Genomic DNA, 15,589 nt, shown 5'->3' with positions numbered 1-15,589 from the left:
TGGCTGCGGCATTGTCGCGTCCAAGCTCAAGGGGGATTGCTCTGCACGTTCGTTGGGCGTGGCATGGTCCGCGGGCCCAGAAGCGCTGGGGCAGCTATGGGTGCTTATCGTGGCACCAATCATTGGTGCTGCGATTGCCTGAGTCAGCTGCAAGATGTAGTTCCCAGACTTTGCCGATAAGGCCCCTGGGGGATTCGACAAAAACTAGCGTGCAGCCGGCAGGCATTGCCTGCACGTCACGGATTCGCGAAGCATTTCAAATTGCACTGCGTCGGGAGTCCGTTCTATGCCTTCGAATAGAAATTCCGCGTCGGACTGGCTCGTGGGGCAATTAACAGATCCTGACGACCGGTTTTATGAAATAATAGGCGAAGCATCCAGCGACTGTTCTTAGCAGTTGGCGGGATCGGGAGGTACGATCCTCTGCCAGCAAAGGCGCAACGGCTGATGCCGGACTGTGCGGCTTCCACTGGTCTTCACACGGAAAGCAAGGAGCGGTCAGGCAATGCGAATCCTGCGTCCACGATTCTTGGCGGCCTTGATGGCTGCGTCACTGCTACTCGTAGGGCTGGGTGTTCCGTCCCAAGCTGCACCGGCGCTGGCTGCTGTGGAGACTGCTGCCGTTCCGCTGGCTAAGACCGGCGTTGCCAGTGTGAAAACCACTGCCAACCTGAACATGCGCAAGGGCGAGAGCACCAAATATGCAATCGTGCGCACGATTCCGAAGAACACCACGGTGCCTGTTTCCCAGCAGGCAGCCAATGGCTGGTACAAAGTGTCGTACAAGAAGAAAACAGGCTGGATCTCCAACAAATATGCCAAGGCCGTCTCGCGCCATCCGGCACCCAAGCCGAAGTCCGGCCCATCGAAGAAAATCAACCTGTGGGTCAACGCGACCGCTGCTGTCAACATCCGCCAAGGGGCAGGCACCAGCCATAAGATCATAGGTTCCTTGCCCGAGAATGCGGCTGTCAAAGCAGTAGCTCGGGCCAGCAATGGGTGGTACAAGATCACCTACAAGAAAAAAACTGGCTGGGTTTCTCACAAGCATGTGCAAACCTGCGTCAAGGGCTGCCAAGTCGATACCGGTGCCTACACGACCAATCGGGCCGGCTTGAACGATCGCTACTTCACGAAGTCCTCGGGCACGGATCTCTACGCGGCTGCCGGCAAGCGGCTTCGCATCGGGGATATTCCGAAAAACTCGATTGTCTACCGGGACCTGCGATGGGAGAAGGCCGGTGGGCCGGTGGCTGGTTGGTATTTCGTGCGCACCCAGGGAATGGATGGCTGGATGAAGGCTTCGGCGTTGGCACGCAAAAGCACCGCACCAACCTCCAACACGAAGAACTACACCCGTAAACAGGTTGTGAAGAAAGCCAATGGAATGCTGCCTGAATCGATGCTCGCCGCTATTCCCTGGGACAAGGAAAAGACCTTGATCGCCGCTCCTGCGCTCGCGGATCTCACGCGAATGAACACGGCGTTCAAGAAAAAATTCGGCAAGAACATCGACGTAGACCTGGCCTATCGCACCTTGGACACGCAGAAGTACTACTACAAGGAACTCGGCGCGTATATTGCAGCGAAACCGGGTACTTCGAACCACGGTTGGGGACTGGCCATCGATGTGCCCGAGTCCCATGCCTATTCGTTCCGCGGGAAATACTACAAGTGGCTGAAATCCAACTCGAAGAAGTACAACTGGCTGCACCGAAAGAATCTGGAGGAGTTCCGGGCCGATGGAAGTCGCAATCCCTATGCGGAAGCCTGGCACTTCGAATACAACGGACAGTGATCCCCGCCGCTGGGAATGCCGGCAGTTGGTCTTATAGGGGAATCCACATGGAAGACGATTAGGCTTGTCATATGCAACAACGGCCAGAGTACATGAATCCCTATTTGGCACCGAGGCCTAGGCAACGCACCTTTGATGCCGGAAAATTTACCAAAGGTGATTTCTGGACCGTTCTTGCCTATCTGATCTTCTTTGTCGGCGGCGCCGCCGGGCTGATCAGCCTGATCCCCGGATATATGGATGCATTCTCAACGCCTGACCAAGCGCTGTTCGGGATCAACCTGATCTTGTATGTCAGTTTCTTCATCCTCGCGATGATCCAATGCGGCCCGCAATTCTTCGAATCCTTCAAAACCATGCGGTATCACCCCGTGGCCAAATGGTTGATGCTGCCAGGCGGCTGGATGCTGACCATTGCGGTGAACGCAATCATCGCTGGACTGACCGGCCAAGCGGTGACAAGCGAGAACCAAGCTGCATTGGAATCCATGGCCGGCACCGTTCCGCTTCCGGTGATGCTGGTGGTGACTGCGCTCTTCGGCCCTTTCGTGGAGGAATACCTGTTCCGCCATCTGCTGATCGGCAAGCTCTCACGCAAGTTCAATGTCTGGCTCTGTGCGTTGGTCTCCACGGTGCTGTTCGCAGGGATCCACTTCATCGGTGCGGGCATCAGCTCGTGGCTCGAAGTCGTTCCGTACTTCATGCTCGGTGTGATGATGGGCCTTGCCTACATCCTCTCGGGCAAATCCATGGCGTATTCCTACATGCTGCACGTCATCAACAACACGGTGGCTCTGCTGGTGGTGTACCTGCTGTACCCGCTGCTTCCCATGGGAGTCTAAAGCGTGCCCTTTACCGGAATTGAACCGCATACTCCTGCCTATCGGGGCATGCTGTTGGCACTGTTCGTAGGGGGTGTTGCGACCTTCTCGCAGCTCTACGCGGTACAGGGACTGCTGCCAGTCATCGCTGGCTATTTTCAGATTTCTTCCTCCCAAGCAGCTTTGGCAGTCTCCTCGGCCACCCTTGGATTGGCGCTGGCAGTAACGCCCTGGGCAATTATTTCTGATCGGATGGGCCGGCGGAAGGTCATCTGCGTCGCTTTGGTTTCCTCGGTGGCTCTGGGATTGCTCAGCACGCAATCTGCGAACTTTGAAGTGCTGGTGGTGATCCGTTTCTTTGAGGGCGTTGCTCTTGCCGGCGTACCCGGTTCGGCACTAGCCTTCCTCGTCGATGAGATCAGCCCGCGGGCCGTGGCGGTGGCAAGCGGGACCTATATTTCCGGGACCACCTTAGGCGGCCTGGCGGGACGTTTGGTAGCCAGCTTCGTGGGCGATCCTGCCGGATGGCGGTGGGGGATCGCCGCGGTGAGCATCATGGCTGCCATAGCCACACTGTTCTTCTTGCTCAAAGCTCCGGATGCCCAAGGCTTCGAACCGATCCGCAATCAAAGCTTGCGTGCAATCGCCGGAAAATTCGCCCGCGCATTTCGCGGCAAGATGGCGCTGGTCTATGCCCAGGGGTTCTTGCTCATGGGTGGATTCGTCGCCGTCTACAATTATCTGGCATTCCGGCTCGAAGCCGCGCCCTACTTGATCCCGCCGTCACTGGCGGCGCTGGTGTTCCTGGCTTATCTCTCTGGAACCTATACGTCGGTGGCCAGTGGAAAAGTAGTAGCCAAGCTAGGACGCCGTAACACCCTGCGGATCAGCATCTTGGTCAGCGCACTGGGGCTGCTGGGGACGTTGGCCGGCAATTTGGTACTGATCATTTTGGGCTTGCTGATCTTCACCGCTGGGTTCTTTGCCGCCCATGCTGTGGCCAGCGGTTGGGTTCCGGTATTGGCCACTGGAGCTCGCGCCCAGGCATCGAGCTTGTACAACCTGTTCTACTACGTCGGCTCGTCACTCTTGGGCTGGCTCATTGGTATCCCCTTCATCCACTATGGCTGGGGAAGCGTCGTGCTCAGCGTGGCAGGACTGCAAGTCCTAGCGGTTATTCTGGCCTCCTTCTTGTCGAAGAACGATCCTTCACTCCGCTCCTGAGAAATATTCCAAATAAGGCATATTTAATGCTTGAGCCGGAAAACTCAGGTTAAATGGTCAAGTTCTCCTGATACCCACCGGGCATAACGCTCAGCAGAGAACTGCACGATGCGGTGGGCATCGCTTTGGATGCAGGTGGCGAAATTATTATAGAGCCGGTCAAATTCCAGCGCTTCCACGCTCTTGGCCAGCCGGCGCACTACAGCGGCGGAAAGTGGAATCCTATTTGGGTAACTGCGCAGGAAAGTCACATTGCCATCGGCCACCGGAAAAATTGCGTCACCTGCAAACAACACCCCGCGCCCATCGGCACCGGCCTCCCAACCGGCAACGGTGCTCCCGGGGAAATGTCCGCCTATTTGCAGCAGCTTCAGACCAGGCAGCACCTCGAACTCGTCGTCCCACAGGGTCATCGCGGCAGAAGAATATTGCACCCATTGGGCATCTTTGCGAGCAATATAAATCGGCGCATCTTCCATGGCCTGGCTGAACTGCTGCTGCACTCCATACATATGCGGGTGGCTGGCTACGATTCCAGCCAAGCGTCCACGCGACTTCAGCCAATCGATGATCTGGTCAGTGATCAGTCCGGGAACATCAAACAGCAAATTCCCTTCGGTGCTCTCCACCAGCAAGGCGCCTTGCCCGATCCCGATCTCGGGGCAAGAAATTGCCGTCAGGCCCGGTTCCAGGGAGGTCAAAGTCAATTCATGACCGTCCTGGAGCAACTCTTCGGTCCGCACCCAGCGCTGTGTGCCGCCGGGGAAGTATTGGCGTTCATCGGCGCAAATAGGACACTGTCCAGACGGTTGTGCTCCCGGCGGAAATTCCACGGCGCATCCTGCACACTGCCAATGCCCGGTTTATTCTGAGCCCACGGGTATACCTGCCCTTTCAAACGCTGCAAGAAACTGGCCTGCTGTGTGCTTCCAAAGTAGTCGCTGCGGCCACCTTCTTCCAGAGCTGTCGATATCGCCAAGATGTCTTGCCTGGCGGGTGCAAATGGTGAAAGACCTCGGCTATTCGTAAAGTGGGAGCGTGAACCCTTCAACCCCCACTGATTCCCCGCGAAGCATTTCCCGGCAAATCCTTGCCTTAGCTGTTCCTGCCTTGGGCGCGCTAATTGCTGAACCGCTGTTCCTCATGGCCGACTCGGCCATAGTGGGGCACCTTGGCGTCCAGGAATTGGCTGGTGCCGCGTTGGGCACCACGGTGCTCCAGACCGCGGTAGGGCTCATGATTTTCTTGGCCTATGCCACTACTCCTGCCGTGGCCAGAGCCATCGGCGCAGGCAATCTGCCCAAGGCCATGGCCGCTGGCCGTGATGGCATGTGGTTTGCCGTGGTGCTTGGAATCGTGCTCTCCAGCTTGGGATATTTCACCGCGGAGGGCCTGGTCTCGATGATGGGTGGCCAGGGCGCCACTGCAGAATTTGCCGTGGACTACATCCACTATTCGTTGCCCGGATTGACAGCCATGCTGCTGGTCCTTGCCGCCACCGGAGTGTTGCGCGGAATGCAAGATACCAAAACCCCGCTGGTGGTTGCCACCGCAGGATTCGGCCTGAATATCGTACTGAATTTTTCGTTGGTCTACGGTGCGAACATGTCGGTGGCCGGTGCCGCTCTGGGTACTTCCATTGCCCAGTGGATTATGGCCGCGGTGTATTTGTGGATGATCTTGCCACGTATTCGCCAGCAGGGGATATCCATGGCTCCGAGCTGGTCCGGTTTTATCTCCACCGGGCAAGTCGGATCGTGGCTGATGCTGCGCAACCTGAGCATGCGCGCCGCACTGCTGCTCACCGTTATTGTTGCCACCAATTCCGGCACGCAGACCCTGGCCGCGCATCAGCTGGTCTTCACCATTTTCAGCTTCCTGGCCTTCGCGTTGGACGCCCTGGCTATCGCCGCCCAAGCAATGATTGGCCAGGAACTGGGGCGTGGAGATGCGGCGCGGGTTCGCAAGCTCACCGGCATCATGAGCCGCTGGGGAATCTACTTCGGCATCGCCACAGGCGCCTTGCTGTTGGCCACCTCGTGGGTGTTCCCGATGATCTTCACACCAGATGAGCAGATCCGCCAGCTGACCACGGTAGGCCTATGGATCCTGGCATTGTCCCAGCCGTTGTGCGGTTTGGTATTCGTGCTTGATGGCGTACTCATTGGCGCCGGAGATGCCCGCTACCTCGGACTGGTGGGCGTAGTGAACCTGGTTCTCTATGCACCGATGCTTTGGGCAGTCCAAGCGTTTGCTTCCGATGCTCACAGTTCGATCTTGTGGATTTGGGTTGCCTTCGCCATTGGCTATATGGCTGCTCGCGGGGTGACCTTGTCGCTTCGTGCCAAGAGCACTGCATGGATGCGCCTGGGCAGCTGAACCGCCAGGGACAGGCAAGCGCTCGGCGGGCAGCTAAGGTCCTGCCCGAGTAGATGTCGTTGCGCCCAGTGCCACGCTGCCTTGGGATTCGAGGGGGTGCTGGAACTAGGCTTGTCCGAGCATCGCGCGCCGGATGGAGTCCAGATGCAGTGCCATGGCCCGGGTGGCCGCTTCGGGGTCAGACTGCTGGATGGTGGCCAGGATTTGCTGGTGCTCGCTCAGCTCATCGGATTGCGACATGTAGGGCTGCATGGAGGGCAGTACATAGTGCGCGCGTGCGGTCTGCGTGAAGCAGTTCTCCAAGCTGGCCACAATGCGCGAGTTGCGCGATGCCGCGGCCAATTCGCTATGAAAGCGCTGGGCAGCGTGCATTGAGGCTATGGGGTCGCTGACGGCCAGTTTTTCCTGGGCTTCTAGATGCCCGGCCAGGGAAACGATCAAGGCTGCCGAGTGCATGGCAGATACCTGTCCTGCCACATGCGGCTCGAGCAGGCTTCGCAGTTCCAGGACTTCATAGACATCGTTCATCGAGATCGCCCGCACCAGGTAGCCCTTCTTGGGCAACACCTGCAATAACCCTTCGCTGGTGAGCTGGCGCAATGATTCGCGCACCGGGGTTTTCGAAACCTCGAATTCCTGGGCCAACGCCGGTTCGATCACCAGGGTGCCAGGGGCGAGCTCTCCGCGGTTGATGCGTTCTCGCAGGGTCTGCGTGAGCCTTTCGGAGATCGAGTTGGCCATGCTTCTCCGATTCTGATGGGTCGTAACTTAGCGACCTGTTCTAGGCGTCCTTCTGGAGAACACTCTAGTCTGGGTTGAAATATATTTCAGGTATCTTACGCTAGCCTACTTCAACCCAAGGACTCAGACTGTGGCGACCACCCAGAACTCAGCCAGCACGCAGCAAGCGCGCAACCGGCGTCGAGCCCTGCTCGCTTCGGTCTTCGGCACGGCCATCGAATGGTACGACTACGCCCTCTACGGAGCTGCTGCATCGGTGGTGATCGGTCCGCTGTTCTTCGCCGGCGCCGGTGAATCAGCGGCATCCATCGCCTCCTTTGCCACCTTCGCGGTGGGCTTCGTGGCCCGTCCGCTGGGCGGCGTGCTCATCGGGCATCTGGGGGATAGGGTGGGCCGCCGTCCTGCCATGCTGCTCTCGATCATCTTGATGGGCATCGCCACCGTAGGTATCGGTTTGCTGCCGACCGCCCAAACCTGGGGCGTATGGTCCGTAGGCCTGCTGGTGCTGCTGCGCCTGATCCAGGGCTTTGGTGCTGGAGCGGAACTGACCGGCGCCATGACCCTGGTGGCCGAATTCGTGGAGCCCAAAAAACGCGGACTCTACACTTCGCTGGTGCTCTCCACCCCGCCACTAGGCATCGCCCTGGCTACCGTCTGCTTCTTCTTGGTCTCGCTGGCCGGGGATGAAGTCTTGCTCGGCTGGGCCTGGCGCATCCCGTTCCTGATCTCGGCCCTGCTATTCATCGTGGCAATCTACATCCGCAACAAGCTGGAAGAGACCCCTGAATATGCCACGGCCATGGCGTCGGCACGTGCCAACCAGCAACAGGCCAAGCTTCCCATTGTGCAGGTTTTCGCTGGGCATTGGCGCCGGGTGGTCTTGGGATTCTTGGCCATCACAGGGCACAACGCCACGAACTACATCCTTGCGGTGTTCGCGCTGAGCCTGATGGTCTCCAGCGGAATGGAACGCAGCCAGGCATTGCTCGCAGTGACCTTGGGTTCCTTGGTTTCGGTAGTGCTCACGCCGGTGGGAGGATGGCTGGCTGACAAATTCGGTGCTTCCAAGGTGCTGGCCGCCGGAAACATCTCCGGGCTGATTCTGGCATTCCCCATCTTCGCGTTGCTCTCCACCGGCGAATTCCTTCTGGGGTTCTTCGGCATCGCTGTGGGCTACGCACTGGTGATTCCTTGTACATCCGGCGCCCAAGGAGCGTTCCTGACCGAGCTGTTCCCCGTATCGGTCCGTTTTTCCGGGATTGCCCTAGCGCGAGAACTCAACGGAGCGATTGTCGCCGGGCTCTCGCCGCTCATTGCAGCAGCACTTCTGCAAGCAGGAAGTGGTTCCATCGTGCCTCCGGCCGGCTACCTGGTCCTCTGCTGCCTATCCTCGGCCATCGCAATCTTCATCGGCACCCGCGCCAGCTCGCGCACGCTGTACTGACCAATAATTTCGCAGGAGAAAGAACAAGTAATGGGCAACCTCAAGCGCCAACTACCAGATGTGGCTGAACTGCTCAGCCTGATGAAGTTCAAGCTGCCTTCGGCCAACCGCCGAGCCGTACGCTTGGCCGCAGCCGCTGATGTGTGGGACCTGCGGACCATCGCCAAACGACGGACACCCACCGCCGCTTTCGATTACGTGGACGGCGCAGCCGGACGCGAAATCACCGCTACCCGGGCCCGCCAGGTCTTCCACTCCGTCGAGCTGCTGCCACGCATCCTGCACGGCACCGCGCATTCGGATCTTTCCACGACCATTGCCGGTGCCCCCTCGGCCTTGCCTTTTGGCATTGCTCCCACCGGGTTCACCCGCTTCATGCATTCTGAAGGTGAAATCGGCGGCTCGCGCGCTGCCCAGAAAGCAGGAATTCCCTTCAGCCTGTCCACCATGGGCACCCGCTCCATCGAAGAAGTCGCCGCAGCAGCTCCCGAAGGCCGCAAGTGGTTCCAGCTCTACTTGTGGAAGGACCGGGAAAAGTCCAAGAAACTGGTGGAACGCGCCGCCGCTGCAGGCTTCGACACCCTGCTGGTGACCGTGGATACCCCGGTGGCCGGGCAGCGCTTGCGCGATGCACGCAACGGCATGAAGATTCCGCCGGAGCTGACGCTGAAGACCGTGCTTGATGCTTCCTACCGCCCGGAGTGGTGGTACAACTTCCTGACTACCGATTCGCTGAAGTTCGCATCATTATCCGATACCTCTGCGGACCTGCCAACGATCATCAACTCCATGTTCGATTCCTCCTTGGATTTCGAGGACCTGAGGTGGATCCGCGAGCTATGGAAGGGCAAGCTCTTCGTCAAAGGCGTGCTCACCACCGAGGATGCCGCCAAGGCCAAGGCCGCCGGTGCCGATGGGCTGGTAGTTTCCAACCACGGCGGACGGCAGCTGGACCGCGCACCAATTGCTTTCGAAGCCTTGAGCGAAGTGCGTGCAGAGGTAGGCCCGGAGATGGAAATCATCATGGATTCGGGCATCATGTCCGGCGCGGACATTGTCGCGGCCCTTTGTGCTGGCGCGGACTTCGTGCTCATTGGCCGTGCCTACCTCTACGGGCTGATGGCTGGCGGCGAGGAGGGCGTGAGCCGGGCTATCGAACTGCTGGCCAAGGAAGTGGAAGTGAATATGCAGCTGATGGGCGCTGCGAGCATCAAGGATCTGGACGAGTCGCTGATTCGCCGCCGTAGCTGATGTGATTTACCCGCACGAAGTGGCGGTTAGTTCTATGAGCGGTAGAATAGAAATTGTGCCTGCACCAAAAACCACCCCAGTTCAAGCCGCTGATGTATTCCGCCCAGTCTTCCTGCGTGGTCTGGCGGCTCTGGCCTATGCCCTGATGTCGATTTTCTGGATCGGCGCAGATGACAAGGTCGTCACGTACTCCACAGCTGCATTCCTCGTTGTCACTGGCGTGTTCATGTGGCAGTACGTAGCAGTGGAAAGTGCGCCGGAAAAATCGCGCGCACCATATGCACTGGGCGCAGGTTTGATGCTTTTCGCTGGTATCGCCATCATCTTCGTCACCTCGATTGCATGGGTTGGCTATGTGGGTGCCCTGGCATTCCTGGCGGGCGGTATTGCTGAATTGATCGTCTTCGCCAAGTACCGCGAGGCCTTCCCGCCGTTTAGGAACCAGCTTGTTTCTGGTGCTGTTGGCGTGATCTTGGCCATCTCGCTGTGCTTCAGCGGAGGTATGGATGCGCACTCGCTGTTCGGCCTGATTGGCGGCGGCACCATCATTCTTGCGGTCTTCGCGCTGATTGCCGCCTTTGGCCATCGCCATGAAATGAAGGCAGCTGCCCCGACCACGACCAACACGCCAGGCCAAGAAAACAACTAGTCTTTAGGTCTGAAGCAAAAGTAGAAACGGAGTTTCTGGTGGGAAACAACAAGAAGAAGCAACCGTGGAGCCAGTCAATTAAAGGCCCATTGAGCTTCTCCCTGATCTTGGCGGTTGTCGCTGGGATAGTCGGTTTGATTACCTCCACCGGCGGGTCGCAGAATCCGTTGCGCTTCGACATCGGCCTGGCATGTTTCGGCATTGCCTTCATCGCAAGCCTGCTGGTCATATCGGTAATGACCATGGCAGCCAAGGACAATGATCCTGAACTGGGCAAGGGGACCGGGGTCAACCGATCCTCTGCCAACCCGGATAAGAAGTTTGAAGACTGATAATAAAGCTTAGCCACGCGGCCTGACGCGCTGGGACTATCCATTCACAGATAGTCCCAGCGCGTTGTCGTTTGCCGGGCCAATTGACCGAGGCAGGATGCCTCAAGCATGCACCAAGGATTTCAAGTGAGTAGCAGGAGTACCCCCGAGCAGTACGGCCACACCCCACTGGGCAAGCAGCTGCGCCGCCGCAAGTCCATCGAGGCGATGGCCAACGACGCAGCTAACAACGCCGGTCTCGGCTCGCTCAAGCGCTCGCTGGGCGTCACCCAGCTGGTCATGATCTCGGTCGGAGCCACCTTGGGCACCGGCATCCTGGTGATCCTCGGCTCCGCCGTGCCAGTGGCCGGCCCAGCCATCTGGATCGCATTCGTGCTGGCGGGCATCACCGCGCTGCTTTCCGCCGTGTCATATGCCGAGATGGCTGGCATGGTCCCGGTCTCCGGCTCCAGCTACTCCTATTCCTACGCAACCTTGGGCGAAGGCATGGCGTGGATCTGCGGCTGGTGCCTGGTGCTGGAGTACGCAGTTTCCGCGGCGGCCGTGGCAGTTGGAGCCGGCGCGTATGTGAACCAGACGCTGGAGATCTTCGGACTGGCCTTGCCGCAAGCCTTGGCCGCCGGTCCAGGCGATGGGGGAATCATCAACCTCTCGGCACTGATCGTGGTCATCTTGGCGACCTTGCTGCTGGTGCGCGGTGCCCGTGAATCGGCATTGGCCAACACTGCCATGGTGATCGTGAAGATCGCCATCCTCATCTTCTTCGTAGTCGTCGCCTTCACGGCATTCAACGCCGGCAACTTTGCTCCGTTGCTGCCAATGGGTGCGGCAGGCGTCACCGGCGCGGCCTCGATGGTCTTCTTCTCCTACATCGGCTTCGATGCGGCCTCCACTGCCGGCGAGGAAGCCAAGAACCCGCAGAAGGACCTTCCCCGGGCCATCATGATTGCCATGGTGCTGGTGACCACGATCTACGTGCTGGTTGCTGTGGCCGCCATCGGCGCCCGCGAATGGGACTGGTTCGCGAACTCCGAAGCGGCCCTGGTGCAGATCGTTTCCGAAATCACCGGACAGAAGTGGATGGTCCTGGCCTTCGCCCTTGCTTCGGTCATCGCCATCGTCTCGGTGGTGCTCACCACGCTATATGGACAGACCCGCATCCTGCTTTCCATGGGCCGCGATGGCCTGATCCCGCGCTTCTTCGCCAAGGTTTCGCCGAAGACCCACACCCCGGTTATCGGCACCTACGTTACCGGCGGGGCCGTGGCCATTGCCGCCTCGCTGATTCCGCTGGGCCAGCTGGCAGAGGCGACCAGTATCGGCACCCTGTTCGCTTTCTCGCTGGTGGGCGTCTCGGTAATGTACTTGCGCAAAACCCAGCCGGATACCCCGCGTACCTTCCGAGTTCCGCTGTACCCGGCCACCCCGATCCTGGGCATTGCCGCCTGCCTGTTCCTGATGTTCAACCTGGCGGGGATCACCTGGGTGGTCTTCGGCATCTGGATGGCGGTAGGAGCTGGCATCTACTTGGGCTTCGGCCGCCGCAACTCGCGACTTGGCGCCTTGGACGCCAAAGCCTATGAAGCGGAACTGAACCTGTAGGACGCTAAACTTTCCGACATGCCCGAAGGTGCGCAAGCGTTGGGGGCTAAGCTGTGGGGTGAACCAGTATCGCAGCTCACGAAGGAAGCACCATGCATCAGGAACCGATCAGCACGGCCGACCTCTATGACCAGCATGGCGACGCCCTGCAGTCAATCTCGGCGCAGTTCCAGGACTTCGGCGGCCGGCTGTCCTTCTACGGCCCGGCGCGTACCGTGAAGTGCCATGAGGACAATGGCTTGGTCAAGGAGATCCTGAGCTTCCCGGGCAATGGAGCGGTGCTCGTGGTCGATGGCGGAGCCTCGCTGCGCTATGCCCTGATGGGCGACATGATCGCCGCCAGCGCCGAGGCCAACGGGTGGGCCGGAGTCGTGATCAACGGTGCGGTACGCGACCGTGCCGCGCTGGCGGACATGGAGCTTGGCATCAAGGCGCTGGGCAGCAACCCGCGCAAAACCGTCAAGCGCTCGCATGGCTCAGTGGATGAAGTGATCAGCATCGGGGACGTGAAGATCCGTCCGGGTGCCATGGTGTATGCGGATATCGACGGAATTCTCGTCGAAAACTAAGCGCCAGCTGGCCCGGCTAGGACTTGTCGCCGGCGCCTTCCCACTCCGCCTTGAACTCCTCGGTGCTCAGGGCCTGGAGGTCCTCGCGGATCTGGACAATCAGCCGCTCAGCTTCTTCGAGACTCGATGTTGTCATGCGCAGAAGCACGGAATCATCCAGGCGGGAATGCACGACTACCTGGGGCTCATTCGCTTCGTACTCGGCATCGCCCAGGGTGGCGGAAGCCAGGGCGACAACCCAGCGAGCGGCGGCTTTCAAGGGGCCGCTTTCAGCAGCTTCCAACCGTGCCTCGTAATCATCTGAAGCGTGGGTTTCCTGAGTCATGAACTGCCCCTTCCATTACTGCAACTGCCGGCATACCGGTGGTATGTTCATCATAGGGCCCCGACCAGGCAAAAGGCGAGCGCCTTGCTAGCGCGAGCTTTTCCCGGATTTGCGCGCACGGTAGGCACGCACATGCTCCCGGTTAGCGCAGTTGCCGGTATCGCAGTACAGCTTGGAGCGGTTGCGCGACAGGTCCAGCAGCGCCGCCTCGCAATCCGCCGACGCGCAGATCCGCAGCCGCTGCAAGCCACCGGAGCGGATCACTTCCGCCAGCGCCATCGCGGCGTCCACGGCCATGCGGTCGTAGAGCGGGGTGCTATTGGTGGTGGCGTGCAGGTGATAGCCCAGCGATTCGCTCTTGATCAGCTGCGGCTGGGCGTTGGCATTGCGCAAGATCGCATTGACCCGGAAGACCGACTCTTCCTCGGTGCCAGTCCAGATGTTCTTCAGCTGGGAGCGCAGCTGGCGAATGGAGCGAAGCTCTGCCTGGTTGTGCGCGCGGGAGCCGGCAAAATTTTCGGCATCAAGGAATTCATCGAGATCAGCGACGGTGGAGAGCATGTCCACGATTTGCACCTCGGTGTTCAACAGGTTCACCACGGACTTCAACGAAGCTTCGATATCTGGGGCAAAGGTCATAATTCGATCCTGGAAGGTGGGTGGATTGACTGCCCCTCAAGCCTAACCGTATCGTCATGCTCATATCCCCTTTTGCCCCTGAATGGGACATGGAATTCTGCGCGAAAGACCCTTATGAGCGAACTGCCTGACCCTGGATTGCCTGCAGCCCCGCACCCGGCCGGAACCCGCCTCCCCAGCCAGTCCAGGGGCATCTGGATTGCCTTGGCCTCCTCGGCGGCCTTCGGGCTGTCCGGCTCCTTCGCCAAGGGCCTTTTCGAAGCTGGATGGAGTCCAACCGCCGCGGTCGCTGCGCGCATGGCCGGAGCGGCGCTGGTCCTGGCTATTCCAGCTCTCATGGCAATGCGCGGGCGGTGGGTCTTGCTGCGCACCAACTGGGTATCGATTGCGCTCTTCGGCCTGTTCGGCGTGGGGGCCTGCCAGCTGTGCTACTTCCTCGCGGTGCAGCGACTGGATGTGGGAGTCGCGCTGCTGCTGGAATACCTGGCACCGGTGCTGATTGTGCTGGTGCTGTGGGCCAAGCACCAAAAACGTCCATCCATTGCGACCATCGCCGGGACCTTGCTGTCGCTGGCCGGGCTGGTGGCGGTGCTTGACCTGACCGGAACGACACGAATTGATCCGATTGGCGTGCTCTGGGGCCTGGGAGCAGCTATCGGCCTGACGGTGTACTTCTTCATCAGCGCCAGGGTCGATGGGGCGCTTCCGCCAATCATGCTCTCTGCCGGAGGCATGGCAGTGGGCGCGGTGACCATGCTGGCCGTGGGAGGCCTGGGCATTCTGCCCATGCAGTGGGCCGCCGGCACAGGTTCCTTCGCCGGCTTCGAAACCCCGTGGTGGCTGGCGCTGACCGGGCTGATCCTGATCGCAACAGTGTTCTCCTACACCACCGGCGTGATGGCTGCCCGGGAGCTGGGTTCCAAGGTCGCCAGCTTCATCTCGTTGACCGAGGTGCTGTTCGCGGTGCTTTGGGCATGGCTGCTGCTGGCAGAGCTGCCCGGTGCGGTGCAGCTGTTTGGCGGACTGCTGATCGTGTGCGGCGTGGTGCTGGTCCGCATCGACGAATTGCGGACGGCCAAAGTCGCCAGGATCGCCAAACGGCCGCGGCGATGAGCAACGTTACCGGTGCTGACACCTATGCGCGGGTAGCCCGCGGGCTGCAGCGCTGCGTAGGCACCTGCGTTGGCGTTGCGCTGACCGCTTCGGTCTTCGCTTTCGATTCCCCGGTCTGGGCGATTCTGGCCGTCGCGCTGGCCTCGCAATTCACCATTGAGCTGGTGATCTTGCGCAACTATGCGGTGGGCATGGTCTTCATGACTGTCACCGCGTTGCTGATGGTCCACATGGTCAGCCCCGAACCGGCCTCGTCCCTGCTCATCGACCGCATATCCATGACCGTGCTCGGTGCGGGCGTGGGCGCGGTGCAGAGCATCGTGATCTCGCTATTCATGGCCCGCCGGCGCCGAAGCTGAAGCACTGATGGCCTCAGCGTCCGGTGGTGACCCGCCAATCCAGATGCGGATGCCAGTTGTCCTGCTCGCAGCGCAGTCCGACCTGGACAATGAACTGCAAGGCAGTGCTGGCTGAATCGAAACGGTAAGCGGCCCGCAGTCCGCGCCCATCGAGCGTCCAATCGGGCAGCGAAAGAAGCTTTTGAGCCAGTTCGAAGCTCGATATCCTACCGGTTGGTGTCATCAGTCTGTCCTCCAAGCTGCAGCAGATGGATTCATGCAAGTGGTTGATGCCTGCGGACATGATCGCATCGCGCTGAGCCTGTGCGGTAGCAATCCCAGCGTCTATGCAGATTGGCCCCGG

17 protein-coding genes are annotated in these 15,589 nt (G+C 59.8%); 12 read left to right on the top strand and 5 right to left on the bottom strand.

Annotated elements, in window-relative coordinates; translation table 11 throughout:
- Positions 1-505 precede the first annotated feature (505 nt).
- The 3 genes from AARI_RS16680 to AARI_RS16670 all read left to right on the top strand — a co-directional run bounded on the left by AARI_RS16680 (position 506) and on the right by AARI_RS16670 (position 3,843).
- Positions 506-1,798 carry an SH3 domain-containing protein gene (locus tag AARI_RS16680; protein ID WP_013350415.1) on the top strand — a complete coding sequence of 431 codons (1,293 nt, stop codon included), beginning with the start codon at positions 506-508 and terminating at the stop codon, positions 1,796-1,798.
- Between the two features lie 71 nt (positions 1,799-1,869).
- Positions 1,870-2,640, top strand: coding sequence for a CPBP family intramembrane glutamic endopeptidase (locus AARI_RS16675; RefSeq protein WP_013350414.1), 771 nt, complete (start codon positions 1,870-1,872; stop codon positions 2,638-2,640).
- Between the two features lie 3 nt (positions 2,641-2,643).
- The gene (locus tag AARI_RS16670; protein WP_013350413.1) at positions 2,644-3,843 is read left to right on the top strand and encodes an MFS transporter; all 1,200 of its coding nucleotides are present in this window, start codon (positions 2,644-2,646) and stop codon (positions 3,841-3,843) included.
- A gap of 44 nt (positions 3,844-3,887) precedes the next feature.
- On the opposite strand, the gene AARI_RS16665 is transcribed toward AARI_RS16670, so the two are convergent.
- Positions 3,888-4,676: an MBL fold metallo-hydrolase gene (locus tag AARI_RS16665; RefSeq protein ID WP_013350412.1), complete on the bottom strand. Its 789-nt coding sequence runs from the start codon at positions 4,674-4,676 to the stop codon at positions 3,888-3,890.
- 205 nt (positions 4,677-4,881) lie between these two features.
- Here AARI_RS16665 and AARI_RS16660 point away from each other — a divergent pair, with 205 nt between their 5' ends.
- Complete coding sequence (locus tag AARI_RS16660) at positions 4,882-6,222, top strand: MATE family efflux transporter (RefSeq protein WP_013350411.1); 1,341 nt, start codon at positions 4,882-4,884, stop codon at positions 6,220-6,222.
- A 105-nt stretch (positions 6,223-6,327) separates the two neighbouring features.
- On the opposite strand, the gene AARI_RS16655 is transcribed toward AARI_RS16660, so the two are convergent.
- The gene (locus AARI_RS16655) at positions 6,328-6,963 is read right to left on the bottom strand and encodes a GntR family transcriptional regulator (protein WP_013350410.1); all 636 of its coding nucleotides are present in this window, start codon (positions 6,961-6,963) and stop codon (positions 6,328-6,330) included.
- Between the two features lie 130 nt (positions 6,964-7,093).
- On the opposite strand from AARI_RS16655, the gene AARI_RS16650 reads away from it, so the two are divergent.
- The 6 genes from AARI_RS16650 to rraA all read left to right on the top strand — a co-directional run bounded on the left by AARI_RS16650 (position 7,094) and on the right by rraA (position 12,810).
- Positions 7,094-8,407: an MFS transporter gene (locus AARI_RS16650; protein WP_013350409.1), complete on the top strand. Its 1,314-nt coding sequence runs from the start codon at positions 7,094-7,096 to the stop codon at positions 8,405-8,407.
- 30 nt (positions 8,408-8,437) lie between these two features.
- Positions 8,438-9,658: an alpha-hydroxy acid oxidase gene (locus tag AARI_RS16645; RefSeq protein WP_013350408.1), complete on the top strand. Its 1,221-nt coding sequence runs from the start codon at positions 8,438-8,440 to the stop codon at positions 9,656-9,658.
- A gap of 55 nt (positions 9,659-9,713) precedes the next feature.
- On the top strand, positions 9,714-10,307 hold the full coding sequence (locus tag AARI_RS16640; protein WP_013350407.1) for a DUF308 domain-containing protein: 594 nt from the start codon (positions 9,714-9,716) through the stop codon (positions 10,305-10,307).
- A gap of 38 nt (positions 10,308-10,345) precedes the next feature.
- Complete coding sequence (locus AARI_RS16635; RefSeq protein ID WP_102599195.1) at positions 10,346-10,639, top strand: hypothetical protein; 294 nt, start codon at positions 10,346-10,348, stop codon at positions 10,637-10,639.
- Between the two features lie 108 nt (positions 10,640-10,747).
- On the top strand, positions 10,748-12,241 hold the full coding sequence (locus tag AARI_RS16630) for an amino acid permease (RefSeq protein WP_013350405.1): 1,494 nt from the start codon (positions 10,748-10,750) through the stop codon (positions 12,239-12,241).
- A gap of 92 nt (positions 12,242-12,333) precedes the next feature.
- Positions 12,334-12,810: a ribonuclease E activity regulator RraA gene (gene rraA, locus AARI_RS16625; protein WP_013350404.1), complete on the top strand. Its 477-nt coding sequence runs from the start codon at positions 12,334-12,336 to the stop codon at positions 12,808-12,810.
- 16 nt (positions 12,811-12,826) lie between these two features.
- Here rraA and AARI_RS16620 read toward each other — a convergent pair whose 3' ends face one another.
- Both AARI_RS16620 and AARI_RS16615 read right to left on the bottom strand, forming a co-directional pair.
- Entirely contained in the window at positions 12,827-13,135 is a 309-nt protein-coding gene (locus AARI_RS16620) for a hypothetical protein (protein ID WP_013350403.1), read from the bottom strand.
- 87 nt (positions 13,136-13,222) lie between these two features.
- Positions 13,223-13,774: a CGNR zinc finger domain-containing protein gene (locus AARI_RS16615; RefSeq protein ID WP_013350402.1), complete on the bottom strand. Its 552-nt coding sequence runs from the start codon at positions 13,772-13,774 to the stop codon at positions 13,223-13,225.
- A gap of 114 nt (positions 13,775-13,888) precedes the next feature.
- Here AARI_RS16615 and AARI_RS16610 point away from each other — a divergent pair, with 114 nt between their 5' ends.
- Both AARI_RS16610 and AARI_RS16605 read left to right on the top strand, forming a co-directional pair.
- Positions 13,889-14,887 carry an EamA family transporter gene (locus AARI_RS16610; protein WP_013350401.1) on the top strand — a complete coding sequence of 333 codons (999 nt, stop codon included), beginning with the start codon at positions 13,889-13,891 and terminating at the stop codon, positions 14,885-14,887.
- Positions 14,884-15,246, top strand: coding sequence for an FUSC family protein (locus tag AARI_RS16605; protein ID WP_049862684.1), 363 nt, complete (start codon positions 14,884-14,886; stop codon positions 15,244-15,246). Before AARI_RS16610 ends, AARI_RS16605 begins: the two co-directional genes overlap by 4 nt.
- A gap of 13 nt (positions 15,247-15,259) precedes the next feature.
- On the opposite strand, the gene AARI_RS19800 is transcribed toward AARI_RS16605, so the two are convergent.
- On the bottom strand, positions 15,260-15,469 hold the full coding sequence (locus AARI_RS19800) for a 4a-hydroxytetrahydrobiopterin dehydratase (protein WP_157867183.1): 210 nt from the start codon (positions 15,467-15,469) through the stop codon (positions 15,260-15,262).
- Positions 15,470-15,589: the final 120 nt, after the last annotated feature.

It is taken from the genome of Glutamicibacter arilaitensis Re117 (assembly GCF_000197735.1).
Classification (GTDB): domain Bacteria; phylum Actinomycetota; class Actinomycetes; order Actinomycetales; family Micrococcaceae; genus Glutamicibacter; species Glutamicibacter arilaitensis.
This window is presented reverse-complemented; position numbering and strand designations above follow the sequence as displayed.